Here is a 12,609-nt window from a genome sequence, read left to right as displayed (position 1 = left end):
CTCTCTCTGCTGACCATCTTGAGACCAGTTACGAGCTCCGTTCACAAAAGAAGTACTCATCGCTACAGATGAGCGTAGAAGATAAGATCAATGACTGATATTGGACTCATTTGTGAGGCAGAGATTCCGGAAGGAATGTTCGTCGAGGTTGAGGTGCGAGAAGATATAGATGATGATGGAAAATACGAAAACACGCGGGTTCAACCGTTGAAAGATGGAAAATATATCTATCGGCTGGAGGGATTCCAAGGCAATCAAGGCAACCAATACAGTACCGAAATAAACCTCGGGAGAGATAGAAATGTGTCTCTTAACCCTACACGAGATAATCCTCAACCACCAGCTGTGAAAGCTCCCGAACTGGTTATTATTGGCCCCGCAGAATCTAATGAAACAGATCCTAGAGAGGTTCTGGGCAAATTCCAAGAGGCGCATTTCTTTCTCACAAAAATGAGGTCTGAAGGCATGGAGAACCATCAATACTACCTAAGCGCGTTCTTGGGAGCATTATACTCGATAGATGATTTGCTTAAAAACCGGTGGAAAAAATGGGAAGACTGGGCTGATTCAGAGGCGTCAGCGGATCTCCATCATTACATGATGGATAACCGGCATACTACTGTTCATCTGACTAAACCTTCTCGTGGTCCGGGTCAAGCAATAAGTGGTCAATCTATAAATTGGGAGTTTGGTGGATCTGATGAACCTTCTAGAATCGAGAACTCTTACATCTTTACCGCAGTTCCAAAATCGGTGCTGAAGCAGTATGTCCAAGAAGAGGATTTGATACCAAGCGCAGATGAGGACTCTAAAATTGGAGAATCACCTGCAACACGGGTTCTCCCATCAATTCCGCTGTGTGATTTCTATTTGGGATTAGTTAAAGAGAGGATTTCTGACTGGGCAAAAAATCTTGATGAGGATACATTATCTGTTCTTGATGATGACGTGGCAGATTTGATTACTTGATCTCTCTATTTACAGATGGCTCTTGCCGAAGATAGTGAAACAGGCTTATCAGATTTTAATCAGGAAGGGCAGTGCGAGATAGAACCTCCATATTCAGCACTCCAAAGGCTCCAATATCACAATTCAGATAGTTGTTTCACCAGAGTAGCCAAGAGCCACACAGTTACCGGTGGACGCTTCGAGACACCAGTAGCTGTGTCGGGTAGTCAACAGAGACAGTCTGCGAAAATCAGCCGCTTAGTTGTCGCCGGATTTCGACTGCCAGGCGTAGTCGCGTCGTTTGGCTGATTTGCCGAAGCCACAGGACGAACAGACCTTCTTTTTGCTGTGGTAGGACTTCTCGCCGCAGCGGCGGCATTTGACGTGTGTCGTGGTGTTCTTCTTGCCTTGAGTCGGGGTTCCTGCACCGGTCATAGATTGATCGAAACGACGTTGTCGCCGCGTATAATGGTTGTGTCTTCGACCGCCTCGACGGCGATCTCGTCGACGCCGCCCTCGTCGATGTCGTCGTCGAGGCCGGCCGGTGGGTCCAGCACGACGTTCATATGTTGGTCGTAACCAGCCAGCGTGCCGGTGAACGCCGTCCCGTCTTTCAGCCTGACGGTTACGGCATCCTCCAGTGACGCCTCAAGCACATCGAGGGGTCGTCCACTCATACCCGAACAGGGTTGTGTTTTGGTCTTAAACGTACCGGAACACGGCGTGGTCTCTCTTTGCTGTCTCGCCCCTGACTGGCTTTCGGGTGCCTGCTACGATGCTACATTGAGGGTAGTGTTCAGATAAGCCGTTTTCTGAGGGGATTGGTGTCGAAAGCCCTCGGCTCTCTCGGCTCCCGGGACTCGCTGCGCTCCTCGCTCGCTTCGCTCACTGCGGTGCTTGCGTCGTCCGGGTTCGCCGGGAGAGCCTCGCCCTTTCAGTCTACCAGAAGCGAAGCGTCTGATCGCCCGAAAATCTTCGATTTTCGCAGGCCGCCAGGGCGGCGGTTGATTAATTGGCCGACCCACATGCTTGCTCTGTAGCTAAACACCGTCAGGCTGGGAGCCCCCAGCCTGGCGAGCGACGAGACTTTGCCGCCGCCGGTCGAACAGCAGTTATGGAGGCTTCGGTGCTCGGCGAACTGTTGCCGCGGGGCCGCCGCCGCGAGCAGCCCGCGGTGGAGTTCCCGACCAGCGATCGCGCGATGAGCTATCAGGATTTCTTTACGAACGCCTACAAATCCGGCAACGTGCTGCGGTTTCTCGGCGTTCGGGCGTCGGCGACCGTCGCCATCGAGGCGACACCGGTTCCCGAGCCGTTCCTCGCGTTTCTTGGCGCGGCCCAACTCGGCGCGCAGGCGACCTTCGAGCCGACCGCCGAGGCACGGGTACGGCTCGTCCCGGTCGAACACGAGACCGACTATGATCCCGCCGCCGGGACGAAGCTGGCCGTCTACGGCGGCCCGCCCGAATCACCGGCAACGACCCACTGGGAGCAGGAGGTCTGGAGCGAAAACCCCGGCTTTCCGGAGACCGAGGTCGACCCCGATTCGCCCGTGTTGCTCGCCGACAGCGAGGGCTACAGCCACCGCGAGCTGCTGGCGGCGGCCGAGGATGTCATCAGCGCGCTTGCCCTCGGCGGCGACTCGCGGCTGGCGATCCGGGTGTCGCTGTCGACGCCCGCGGCCATCGTCGGTCTCGTCGCCGCGCTGGCTGCGGAGGCGACGGCGATACTGGTCGGTGAGACTGACCGCGCTGTCGACGCCGATGCCGCGCTGGTCGCTCCGGGTGTGACCGCGCCGGAGTCGGTGGCAGTTGCGGCTGATTCGGTGGGGTTGTGAGCGTCGCGGTCGATTCATCTTCCTGTGATCGCGGGGAACATCTGCAGCCGTCGACTTACTCCTCGTCGTCGTTGGCCGAATCGACCCGCCGGGTTACATCGACGTGGTAGTGTTCGAGGATATCCCGACCGAGCAGCAGCGGGAACTCCATGTGACTGCGGTCTTCGACGCTGGCGGTAACCGTGTGTTGGGTGCCGCCGACGCCGACGACGATATCGACAACCGGGCGGGATCGGCCCTCTTTGACGCTGCCCGACCGAACCGTGATGATATCCTTGATCGGACCGGAACCGATCTCGGTTGCGAGGTGGGTATCGATGCTCGTCCGCGTCGCGCCGGTGTCGGATTTCGCGAAGACCTTTTGGGAGCCGCGCGTCCCGCTGACGACGACCTCCTCGATGTAGCCGATGACCGAAGGCTCGGTTGGGGTTGTCGACCGTTGTTTCGGTAGACAGGCCGGCCTGGAGTCGTCGAGCGTCTCGGCGAGTTCCGCAACCCGGTCGGGGTCGACGCTGCCGCCGCCGCGTTCGATGGCGAGTTTGGCGATGTAGGGGGCCGGACTCCGCCCGGTTGCCTTGAACAGCCCACGGAAGCCCGCAGTCGGGTTGATTTCGAGGACCTGCCACTCGCCGTCGGCGTCGATGAGGTCGACGCCGGCGTAGTCGAGACCAACCACGTCGACCGCACGGCGGGCGATATCGAGGGCCCCCTGTGGCAGGTCGTCGGTCGCGTCTTCGACCTCCCCGCCCAAGGAGACGTTCGTCCGCCACTCGCCGTCGGGCGCATAGCGATACATCGAGCCGATGTGGGTGCCGTCGACGATGTAGACGCGGGTGTCACGCGGGCGACCCTCCCGTTCGACATACTGTTGGAGAAACGCCTGCCGGTCGCCGACGCGCGGGTTGACCGGCTCGGCGAGGTCGACGACCCACGCGCCGCCGCCGTGGGTGCCGATCGCCGTTTTGTACACCGCCTGCTCGCCGAACCGCTCGCGGTCACTGTTGAGCCGGTCGCTGGATAAGGCGAGCAGCCCATCCGGCACCGGAACCCCCGCGTCGGCGAGGGCTGTTGCGGTGGCGAACTTGTGCATCGCTGTCGTCACCGAGTCCGGCGCGTTCAACATCGGATACAGCCGTTCGAACAGGCGGGCAAGCCCGATCTCGTCGGCCGGATGCGTGCTTGTCGACAACAGCAGTCGGTTGGCGATGACGTCGATGTCGGGCTCGATCGTGAGCTCGCCGTCGGTGATCGAGACGGCGATATTCTCACGGCGGAGCCATTCGGCACCGTAGCCCAGTGCCTCGATGGCGTTCAGAATCGCCTTGGTTTCCTTGCTGCTGTGGAGGCCCAGGACGCCGACGGTGAGATCGGCGGGGGAGTCGGCTGGCATACCGCTGTTTTCGGTGCCGATATATTAGTCACTGTGGTCAGGTGGTGTCCCCGGCGGCGGTAGATGTATAGCTACTGGCCGCCCACACCGGGCAATGTCGGACGCAGAGCCGTTCACGTTCAACGGCGGACGGGTCGAACCGGGAGACACACACAGCTTCCGGTATACGATCACCGAAACCTATCTCGGCGATCCCGTCCGGATGCCGGTCACGATCATCAACGGCGGTGAGCCGGGGCCGACAGCCTTCCTCTCGGCGGCGGGCCACGGCGACGAACTCAACGGCGTCGAGGTGGTTCGGGAGGTCGCCCACGAGTGGGATCACGACGACCTCTGTGGGACGTTGGTCTGTCTGCCCGTGTTGAACGTCCCCGGCTTCATCGCCCAACAGCGGTATCTCCCGATCTACGACCGGGATCTCAACCGCTCGTTTCCCGGCGATCCCGAGTCGACGAGCTCGAAACGGATGGCCGACAGCATCTTCCGGAACTTCATCGAGCCCTGCGATCTCGGGATCGACTTTCATACGTCGACGCGGGGTCGGACGAACATGCTCCACGTTCGGGCTGAGATGACCAACGAGGCCACCGCCCGCGTCGCCAACGCGTTCGCGTCGAACGTGATCATCGACAGCGAGGGGCCCGACGGGACGCTGCGCCGGGAGGCGACCGACGCGGGCGTGCCGACGATCACCGTCGAGATGGGCGAAGCCCACCGGTTTCAACGCGAGTTCATCGACCGCGCGCTGGCGGGGACGAAAAGCGTGCTCGCGGAGTTCGGCGTGAAGCCGGCCGCGACGGTCGCCTGGTCCGGCTGGCGAACCGTCGTCGCGGGGGCCGACGAGAAGACGTGGATTCGGGCGGATGCCGGCGGGCTGGTCGAGATGCACGCCACCCGCGGCGACGTGGTTGAGGCGGGCGAGCGGATCGCCACGATCGCAAACCCGTTCAAAACCGACGCCACCACGGTTGAGGCCCCGTTTGCTGGCCTGCTGGTGGGGATCTTGGAGAACCCGCTGGTCTATCCCGGCAATCCGCTGTGTCATCTCGTGCAGTTGGACGAGCGAACGCGCCGGGTGATCGAGCAGACCCGCGAGTAAGTCGCGGGCGGGCCGTCGGCAGCAACACAGCAGAACCGCTGGCGGGCGTCGCCGCAGTCGGTTGGATAGGAGCGTTTTTATTGTTCGGTCGGTTTACGCCGAATGTCGGACGGCACACGCCGTGTGACAGCGCGCGGGTAGCCAAGCTAGGCCAACGGCGCAGCGCTTAGGACGCTGTCTCGTAGGAGTCCGCCGGTTCGAATCCGGTCCCGCGCAGTGAGCGAGCGGAACACCGTGGAGCGAGCGAACGAGCAGGCCGGTTCGAACCAGGGAACGAAGCGAAGCGGAGTGACCGTGGTTCGAATCCGGTTCCGCACAGTCTTTCATATGACCAGACAGCACGATCTCGATACCGTATATTCGCTGCTCGATGATTTAGCGGCGACAGTCGGAGGCATGCGCAGGCTTGGGGATTGTGATGGTCGAATGAACTGGCCTGATCGCGGTATGTACTTCTTTTTTCATCCGGACGAAACCCGCTCCGATACTGACCAGCGACGATTGACACGGATCGGCACCCACGCCGTCTCCGAAGGAAGTAGCACGTCGCTCTGGAATCGACTGCGAACCCACCGTGGCGCACAACGCGGCACATACGAGGGAGGTGGCAACCATCGAGGGTCTGTGTTCAGGAAACGTGTCGGAGAAGCGATCATCGAGAGGGACGATTTGCAAGAGGCGTATCCCGAATGGGGTGTCGGATCAAGTGCTGCCCGAGCGTTGCGAACGGAAGAACTGGATCTGGAACGACGGGTCAGCGAATACATCCGCGAGTTGCCGTTTCTTTGGGTTGCTGTGGATGATGAACCGAGTCCGGAGAGCGACCGCGCCTCTATCGAGCGGAACATGATTGCCCTCGTGAGCAATCTCGATACAGCAGATATCGACCCACGACGAGAGGATTGGTTAGGCCACCACAGCCCAGTCACAGAAATCAAGCAGTCCGGGCTGTGGAACATCAACCACGTTGATGAAGAGTATCACCCCGAGTTCTTGGAGACGTTCGAGAGCTACATCGACAGCATGCCAGGGTTCGCTTAGATCCGGTCGTTGTACCAAGCTAACGTCTCCCCGTACCGACATCCGTCAGTCGGTGTTTCCGTCTCTACGGGCGTCTCCTCAAGTAACGGGAGTAGCTCATCGTAGTAATCGCGCCCAGCGTGAAATACCAGTGTGTTGCCCGAGGTGAGTCGTTTCGCCTGGCGTAGCTGGCTGAATACGGTCTGCGACCACTCGCGTTTCCTGTCAACGGACGCACCGCTCAGCGTTTCGTCATACGGTTCGATTGGTGATCCATCAGGGTCGAGCAGGTGATGTTTCGCCGAAATAATGTACCACCGATCGTGATTCGATTCGACGTACTCGCGTGCTTTTCTGAAGAAGGTAGACTCTTCGTAGAGGTCGGCAGGCTTCATTGCGCGGTCGCGCTTGCTCTTGGTACAGCTCACGAGTCCAATTTCCATCGCTGAAAGGATTCTCAAACGGTAGGCCGAAAATGGTTGTGCGTGAGGAATCGGTAGTCATGCTCCACACTGTCGAGAAATCGTTCTACTCGTCGTCGCGCACACTCGGATGCTGCTGCGGCCCCTCAGGATGCGGCGCGGCGAACCACTCCTGCATCGCCGCCACTGACTCGGCTTCGCGCCCCTCGCGTTCGTCGGCGTCGATCTCCTCACAGCCTGGCGGGAGTTCACGCCCACGGCCTGTGAAGTAACCCTCCGGCGTCACCCAGTCGTGGTAGAACTCCTCGTCGGAATCCTCGATCAGCGTCACGCCGACGGTCGCGCCGTGGCCGGCGACGATGATCGCCTGATGCGGCTGGGCGGCCAGCCGCCCCGCGGCGTAGAGGCCCGCAACGCCTGTCCGGCCGCGGTCGTCGGTGGCGACGAACTCCTTCCCGTGATCCAGAATCTCGACGCCGTCGATGCCGGCGAGGAAGTCGACCGTGTTCTTCGTCGCGGCGACGACGGTGCCAGCGGTGACCTGCCCACCATCCTCGGTTTCGGCGACGAAGCCGCCGTTGGACTGCTGGAGGTCGACGACGCGACCCTCCCGACGGTCGCAGCCGGCGCGGTCGGCCTGCTCGCCCATGAGTTCCAGCAGGCGGTGGCTGTTGACGCCGGCCGGGAAGCCGGGGTAGTTCTCCAGATGGGCGTTTCGGCGGAGGATCGGATCGCCGTCGGTGACCAGCAGCGTGTCCAGTCCGGCACGGGCGGTGAAGATGCCCGCCGACAGACCCGCCGGGCCACCACCAACGATCAGCACGTCGCAGTCACTCTCGCGTGTCATGTTGGCCGAAGCTTTCGTGAACGCGGTGTTATACTCCTCGCTCCACGGTGCCGGCTGAGTCACGAACGAACAGCGACACCGCTCGCTCCAGGGCGGTGGTCTCGAAGTCCGGTTCGACCCCGGGCTCACGCATCCTCCTTCGAATCCCGATCCGAACCGTGGCAGCGTCGTCTACTGGTGAGACAAACTGGCGGTCTGTGGTACGTGCGGTCGACGAAAAGACGTAGAGTGGGAAGTGTGTGACTTCCCGACCTGTTCCGGGCAGGTGTGTTCGACAGTCGCCGTTGTTGACACGGGCGACAACAACCTCTTTTGAAGTGTAACATAAATAAGTAGTGTTCCGAATATCAAACTGAATAACAATGTGTCCCCGACATATTTGGTTCTCTCATCGTCATACACGAGACATGCGCGTCTATTCCGACACAAATTACCGAATCTGAGAATTACAGAGCTATTTTTATTACCATCCCCTCCGAAATCGCAGATACCGTCTGACCATTTCCGGGCAGGCGGAATCCGCCACCTTTCCGGGCAGGCGGGTTCGACAGTCAACAAACGTTGACACTGGTTTGGTAACGCCTTCCCCGTCATTTCTGACGGACGGGCGATTTCGGCGGTGCTCGCTGCTCCGCCATGGCGACAGGATGAGACTCCCCAGCGATGGTTCGTCGCTATTCGTCCCGAACGATTAGCCACACCGCCAGCCCGAGCGCGGTCGCCTCAAAGGTCGCCAGCATGACGAACAGCGTCGTCTGGGAGCCATAGGTGAGCGCCGCGCCCGCCAGCGACGCCCCAAGCGCGCCGATCCCGAAGATAGCGAGATACGTGTAGCCAAACGACAACCCCCGATAGGCCGGCGGCGAGTATTTCGCTATCGTCGCCTGACTCAGCGGCTGGAGGCCGAACAGCGCGAAGCCCAGCGCGGCACTCACCGCCAGCAGCGTCGGCAGCGACCCCGACGCGGGGACGAACAGCAGTGCGATCACAACGAGCAGCGTGAGCATCACCGCCAGCCCGCGCTCCGGTTCGATGGCGTCGGTCAGCCGCCCGCCGACGTACTGGCCGGCGACGCCGACCGCCAGCAGCCCCGCGAAGAGGTACCGCGAGAGATCGAACTCCGCGGCCGCCGGGCTGTCGGCAATCGGCCCGAGCACCGCCGCGGGATCGACCGCAAGCAAGGGATCGAGAAAGTCGCTCAACAGCCCCGGCAGAAAGGTCAACATCCCCCGGTAGTACAGCCCGTTGAACAACACGAGCACGAACACGGTCAGAAAGCCCGCGGTGAACAGCCCCCGGGAGGCGGTGACGAACGTCGCCAGCGAGTCGACATCGGGCACGGTGGTGTCGTCGTCGCTGTCGCTGTCGCTGTCGTTACTCCCGGTTTTCGCGTCGGCGTCGACCGCCGCGGTTTCGTCGAACCCAACGGTCAGCCCGGCAAGGCCGGCGACGAACGCCGGCACGGCGAGGGCGATCACGGCGGTTCGCCACTCCACAGCAACGAGCAGGAGCGCGGTGAGAAACGGCCCGCCGGCGATGCCGACGTTGGCGGCCATCCCGTGGTAGGCGAAGGCCGCCCCGCGCTGGTCGGCCCCCTTGCTGATCAGCGTCAGCCCCGCCGGGTGGTAGACGCTGGCGGCCAGCCCCCACACCGCCAGCGCGACCGCGATGCCGGCAACACCCGGGAGGAGTCCAAGCAGGACGAACGCCGAGCCCATCCCGAAGAGGCAGGCGACGATGAGCCGGCGGGAGCCGAAGCGGTCGACCAACAGCCCGCCGGGCAGCGCGCCGACGCCGAACAGGCCGTAGCCGACGGCGACGACCGTGCCCAGCGTCGCCGAGGTGACCGAAAACTCTGCGAGCCAGACCGTGAGCAGGATCGGCACCGCCAACTCGTAGGTGTGCACCATCGCGTGGCCGGCCATGGTGAATCCGGTGATAGCGCGGTCGTTGGCGTTCATCGGCCACCTCCGACGGGCTGAGATGTCACGGGACACGACAGCTTACGGGCGGTCGTTGAATGCGCTTTTCATTCCACCCCAGGCACTCGTGTCGACAGGTCGTGATCGCTCTCTTTCCGAGGTGCCGGCGCGTCACCGGGCGGTTGCACAGCCATTTCGAACCGCTGGCGTCAGACATACGTCTGACAGTTCCAGTACAGCTTTAAGAATCCAGCCAACATATATACGCTAATGGGTTCCTTTGATGACGTTCTTTCGGACATCATGGCAGATGTCGACAGTGTCTTCCTCTTTTCGCCCAACGGGGCGTTTTACGAGCAGTTCGCCGACGAGGAGCATGTCGTCGTGGTCGCCGGGGAGAACACGGTTGACGCCGAGACGTTCGTCGAACTCCCCATCGAGTTTCCCGATATCAAGGATCGCATCCGGTTTGGGATCGAGGGCGCGATGGAGACCGACCTCGTCGAGGAGGGGAACACGGTCGCCTGCTTCGGATCGATCTTCGACGGCGAGGTCGATTCGGCGGTCAGAGTGCGTGTTAGCGAAGATCTCCGCTCGGGGCTGTATGATCTCTTTACCAACTCCCGGGCCGATCCGAACGTCATCCGCGATGTGTTCGATGTCGCGCTTGAACTCGGCCGGAAAGGCCAGAAAGGCAGCCCGGTCGGCGCGCTGTTCGTCGTCGGCGACGCCGGCAAGGTAATGAACAAATCCCGCCCGCTCTCGTACAACCCCTTCGAGAAATCCCACGTCCATGTCGGCGACCCCATCGTCAACGTGATGCTCAAGGAGTTCTCGCGGCTGGATGGCGCGTTCGTGATCTCGGATTCCGGCAAGATCGTCTCCGCCTACCGCTATCTCGAACCGAGTGCGGAGGGGATCGATATCCCAAAAGGGCTCGGCGCCCGCCACATGGCCGGCGGTGCGATCACCCGCGATACCAACGCGACGGCGATCGTCCTCTCGGAGTCCGATGGCCTCGTGAGAGCGTTCAAGGGCGGGGAGCTCATCCTTGAGCTTGACCCAGAGGAGCACTAACCATGCTGTCGGTGTTACAGTTCGCCGTCCCGGAGTGGCTGGCGGTCATCTCACCGCGGTGGTGGATCGCCGTCGGCATCGTCGTGGTGGGGATCGCTCTCGGCTATCTGACGATGCGTCTCGGCCGGCGGCTGCTCCACCGACTCGGCATCGACGAGGCCGTCGAAGGAACGGCCGTCGAGCGGGCCGCCGGCGAGTACGGCACCTCGACGGTCGGGCTTCTCACCAAGCTGGCGGGCTACTTCGTGATCGTGCTCTCGGTGTTTATCGCCGGCACGTTCACCAACATCCAGTTTGCCGATCTGTTCCTTCGAGCGGCGGCGGTCTTTCTTCCACAACTCGCTGTCGCGTTGCTCATCCTCGTTGTTGGCATCATCATCGGCGACAAGGTTGAGGTGTTGGTCGCCGAACGCCTCCGGGGGATCAAACTCCCCGAGATCGGTGTCATTCCGGCGACCGCCCGCTACAGCGTGCTGTTCGTCGCCACGCTGATCGCGCTCGGACAGATCGGCGTCGCCACCACCGCCTTGATCGTCCTGTTGGGTGCCTACGCCGTCGCCCTGATCGTCTTTACCGCGATCGCCACACAGGAGCTGCTGGCCTCTGGGGCGGTCGGCGTCTACCTCCTGTTGACCGAACCCTACAGCATCGGCGACGAGGTCGCTGTCGCCGGCCAACGCGGGATCGTCCAGGAGATCGATCTCTTCGTGACCCGGATCGACACCGACGGCGAGGAACATATCATCCCCAACCGAACCGTGCTCCGAGACGGGATCGTCCGAATCCAGTGATCACTCGATCGGCTCCCCGAGCAGCTGTTCGGAGGCCGCCTCGGCGTCGCCTTTGCCGATCGCGGAGTTTGCCAGCAGTCGGCCGCCGATCTCGGCGGGGCTGATGACGCGATCCGCGCCGGCGTGCCGAAGCTTGGCGACGTTTTCCCGCTGCATCGCGGCCGCAAGAAGGGTTAGATCGTCGTTGAGCTGGTTGGCGGTGAGGATCGCCAAGGCGTCTTGGGCGTCGTTTTCGGTGGCCGCGATGGCAGCCCGGGCGTCGGCGATCCCAACCTGTTTCAGCGGGGCCTCATCGCTTGGCTCGGCGGTCAGGACGGGAACATCGCGGTCGGTAAGCCGCCGGGCCGCGGCCTCGTTTGTCGTGACGACAGCAAACCCTGTGTCGTCGCCGAGGTGTTCGATGATCGGTTCGGTGAGATCCCCGTAGCCGAGCAGGATCACGTGGTCGTCTAAGAGGTTGAACTGATTTTCTGTCATGCGTCCGAGTGCTTTCGAGAGTTGGGCTTCGATGGCCGGCGTCAACAGGACACCGAGGGCGACGGCGAAGGCGGCGACGTTGACCAACAGCACCGAGACCGAAAACAGCTTGCCGAGTTCGGACGCGGCGGTCACGTCGCCGTAGCCAACGGTGCTGGCGGTGACAATGGTGTAGTAGAAGGCGTCGGTGAGCGTCGTGATCCCGCTGAACTCATCGCGCAGGGCGTAGGCACCGACGGTGCCGTAGGCAATCGCCGTCACGAGGGCGACGCCGGCGGCCAACTGGGTCGGCGACGGCGAAAACGAGCGGTCGAACCGCGAGCGGTTGACGAGCAGCGCGGGGACGGTGAGCACGGAGACGACGACCAACGGGAGCGCGAACGGCGAGACCTGCAAGAGGCCCTGAATCGCCGTCACCGGGAGCAACACGGCCGTCGCATACCAGCCGATGCGGAACCGCTGTCTGAGTGCGTAGGCACCCCCGAGCATCGTAAACCCGGTGAGTGTGCCGGTAAAGCCGACCGCGCGTCGCACCGTTGGCGGGACGAAGCCGGCGAGGTGGCCGTCGACGCCGCCGGTCGAGATGTGGAGCAGCCCGACGATGATCGACAGTATGGCGACGGCAAACGTCAGCAGGATCGACGCCCTGACGCTGATCCACTCCCGTGTTCTCATCGCCCCAGAGTCAGATGGGTGGCTACTAATAGACCCTGGATCGCCACCCGATCAGACGCCCGACTGCGCGGGACGAAACTTTAACCAAACACACTCGCATGGAC

At 61.9% G+C, this 12,609-nt stretch carries 13 protein-coding genes and 1 tRNA gene; 7 read left to right on the top strand and 7 right to left on the bottom strand.

Going from position 1 to position 12,609, the window contains the following annotated elements; all coding sequences use genetic code 11:
* The first annotated feature begins 90 nt into the window (after positions 1 to 90).
* Complete coding sequence (locus tag HKK80_RS14090; RefSeq protein ID WP_411800222.1) at positions 91 to 969, top strand: hypothetical protein; 879 nt, start codon at positions 91 to 93, stop codon at positions 967 to 969.
* A gap of 237 nt (positions 970 to 1,206) precedes the next feature.
* Here the strand turns inward: HKK80_RS14090 and HKK80_RS14085 are convergent, their stop codons facing one another.
* Together HKK80_RS14085 and HKK80_RS14080 are read right to left on the bottom strand one after the other, a co-directional pair.
* A complete protein-coding gene (locus HKK80_RS14085; RefSeq protein WP_142444108.1) occupies positions 1,207 to 1,383 on the bottom strand; it encodes a 50S ribosomal protein L37e in 177 nt (58 codons plus the stop codon).
* The gene (locus tag HKK80_RS14080; RefSeq protein WP_142444107.1) at positions 1,380 to 1,625 is read right to left on the bottom strand and encodes an LSM domain-containing protein; all 246 of its coding nucleotides are present in this window, start codon (positions 1,623 to 1,625) and stop codon (positions 1,380 to 1,382) included. The genes HKK80_RS14085 and HKK80_RS14080 overlap by 4 nt, the downstream gene beginning before the upstream one ends.
* Before the next feature lie 437 nt (positions 1,626 to 2,062).
* On the opposite strand from HKK80_RS14080, the gene HKK80_RS14075 reads away from it, so the two are divergent.
* Complete coding sequence (locus HKK80_RS14075) at positions 2,063 to 2,785, top strand: acetyl-CoA synthetase (protein ID WP_411800221.1); 723 nt, start codon at positions 2,063 to 2,065, stop codon at positions 2,783 to 2,785.
* Between the two features lie 55 nt (positions 2,786 to 2,840).
* Here the strand turns inward: HKK80_RS14075 and HKK80_RS14070 are convergent, their stop codons facing one another.
* Entirely contained in the window at positions 2,841 to 4,175 is a 1,335-nt protein-coding gene (locus HKK80_RS14070) for a RimK/LysX family protein (protein ID WP_411800220.1), read from the bottom strand.
* A 94-nt stretch (positions 4,176 to 4,269) separates the two neighbouring features.
* Between HKK80_RS14070 and HKK80_RS14065 the strand changes: the two genes are divergently transcribed.
* From HKK80_RS14065 to HKK80_RS14055, 3 genes are all read left to right on the top strand, one after another.
* Positions 4,270 to 5,274 carry a succinylglutamate desuccinylase/aspartoacylase family protein gene (locus HKK80_RS14065; RefSeq protein WP_411800219.1) on the top strand — a complete coding sequence of 335 codons (1,005 nt, stop codon included), beginning with the start codon at positions 4,270 to 4,272 and terminating at the stop codon, positions 5,272 to 5,274.
* Between the two features lie 131 nt (positions 5,275 to 5,405).
* Positions 5,406 to 5,490, top strand: a tRNA-Leu gene (locus HKK80_RS14060).
* Positions 5,491 to 5,601: 111 nt separating this feature from the next.
* Positions 5,602 to 6,315, top strand: a complete 714-nt coding sequence (locus tag HKK80_RS14055; RefSeq protein ID WP_411800218.1) for a hypothetical protein — start codon at positions 5,602 to 5,604, stop codon at positions 6,313 to 6,315.
* Here the strand turns inward: HKK80_RS14055 and HKK80_RS14050 are convergent.
* The 3 genes from HKK80_RS14050 to HKK80_RS14040 all read right to left on the bottom strand — a co-directional run bounded on the left by HKK80_RS14050 (position 6,312) and on the right by HKK80_RS14040 (position 9,524).
* Complete coding sequence (locus HKK80_RS14050; RefSeq protein WP_411800217.1) at positions 6,312 to 6,737, bottom strand: DUF6884 domain-containing protein; 426 nt, start codon at positions 6,735 to 6,737, stop codon at positions 6,312 to 6,314. The two genes, HKK80_RS14055 and HKK80_RS14050, sit on opposite strands and share 4 nt — an antisense overlap.
* 85 nt (positions 6,738 to 6,822) lie before the next feature.
* Entirely contained in the window at positions 6,823 to 7,563 is a 741-nt protein-coding gene (locus HKK80_RS14045) for an FAD-dependent oxidoreductase (protein WP_411800216.1), read from the bottom strand.
* Positions 7,564 to 8,237: 674 nt separating this feature from the next.
* Positions 8,238 to 9,524, bottom strand: coding sequence for an MFS transporter (locus tag HKK80_RS14040; RefSeq protein ID WP_411800215.1), 1,287 nt, complete (start codon positions 9,522 to 9,524; stop codon positions 8,238 to 8,240).
* 231 nt (positions 9,525 to 9,755) lie between these two features.
* On the opposite strand from HKK80_RS14040, the gene dacZ reads away from it, so the two are divergent.
* Together dacZ and HKK80_RS14030 are read left to right on the top strand one after the other, a co-directional pair.
* Positions 9,756 to 10,562 carry a diadenylate cyclase DacZ gene (gene dacZ, locus HKK80_RS14035; protein WP_411800214.1) on the top strand — a complete coding sequence of 269 codons (807 nt, stop codon included), beginning with the start codon at positions 9,756 to 9,758 and terminating at the stop codon, positions 10,560 to 10,562.
* 5 nt (positions 10,563 to 10,567) lie between these two features.
* On the top strand, positions 10,568 to 11,353 hold the full coding sequence (locus tag HKK80_RS14030; protein WP_411800224.1) for a mechanosensitive ion channel domain-containing protein: 786 nt from the start codon (positions 10,568 to 10,570) through the stop codon (positions 11,351 to 11,353).
* Here the strand turns inward: HKK80_RS14030 and HKK80_RS14025 are convergent, their stop codons facing one another.
* Positions 11,354 to 12,505 carry an NAD-binding protein gene (locus tag HKK80_RS14025; protein ID WP_411800213.1) on the bottom strand — a complete coding sequence of 384 codons (1,152 nt, stop codon included), beginning with the start codon at positions 12,503 to 12,505 and terminating at the stop codon, positions 11,354 to 11,356.
* Positions 12,506 to 12,609 lie beyond the last annotated feature (104 nt).

It is taken from the genome of Halonotius sp. F2-221B, assembly GCF_046719765.1.
In the GTDB taxonomy this organism is placed as follows: Archaea; Halobacteriota; Halobacteria; order Halobacteriales; family Haloferacaceae; genus Halonotius.
Note: the sequence above shows the minus strand (reverse complement) of the source record. Positions and strands in the feature narration are given on the sequence as shown.

What these genes read in the sequence shown, in the direction of transcription:
- HKK80_RS14080 (WP_142444107.1), bottom strand. Translation starts at nt 1,625, where the DNA reads ATGAGTGGACGACCCCTCGATGTGCTTGAGGCGTCACTGGAGGATGCC.
- HKK80_RS14065 (WP_411800219.1), top strand. Translation starts at nt 4,270, where the DNA reads ATGTCGGACGCAGAGCCGTTCACGTTCAACGGCGGACGGGTCGAACCG.
- HKK80_RS14025 (WP_411800213.1), bottom strand. Translation starts at nt 12,505, where the DNA reads ATGAGAACACGGGAGTGGATCAGCGTCAGGGCGTCGATCCTGCTGACG.
- HKK80_RS14055 (WP_411800218.1), top strand. Translation starts at nt 5,602, where the DNA reads ATGACCAGACAGCACGATCTCGATACCGTATATTCGCTGCTCGATGAT.
- HKK80_RS14040 (WP_411800215.1), bottom strand. Translation starts at nt 9,524, where the DNA reads ATGAACGCCAACGACCGCGCTATCACCGGATTCACCATGGCCGGCCAC.
- HKK80_RS14070 (WP_411800220.1), bottom strand. Translation starts at nt 4,175, where the DNA reads ATGCCAGCCGACTCCCCCGCCGATCTCACCGTCGGCGTCCTGGGCCTC.
- HKK80_RS14045 (WP_411800216.1), bottom strand. Translation starts at nt 7,563, where the DNA reads ATGACACGCGAGAGTGACTGCGACGTGCTGATCGTTGGTGGTGGCCCG.
- HKK80_RS14090 (WP_411800222.1), top strand. Translation starts at nt 91, where the DNA reads ATGACTGATATTGGACTCATTTGTGAGGCAGAGATTCCGGAAGGAATG.
- HKK80_RS14085 (WP_142444108.1), bottom strand. Translation starts at nt 1,383, where the DNA reads ATGACCGGTGCAGGAACCCCGACTCAAGGCAAGAAGAACACCACGACA.
- HKK80_RS14050 (WP_411800217.1), bottom strand. Translation starts at nt 6,737, where the DNA reads ATGGAAATTGGACTCGTGAGCTGTACCAAGAGCAAGCGCGACCGCGCA.
- HKK80_RS14075 (WP_411800221.1), top strand. Translation starts at nt 2,063, where the DNA reads ATGGAGGCTTCGGTGCTCGGCGAACTGTTGCCGCGGGGCCGCCGCCGC.
- dacZ (WP_411800214.1), top strand. Translation starts at nt 9,756, where the DNA reads ATGGGTTCCTTTGATGACGTTCTTTCGGACATCATGGCAGATGTCGAC.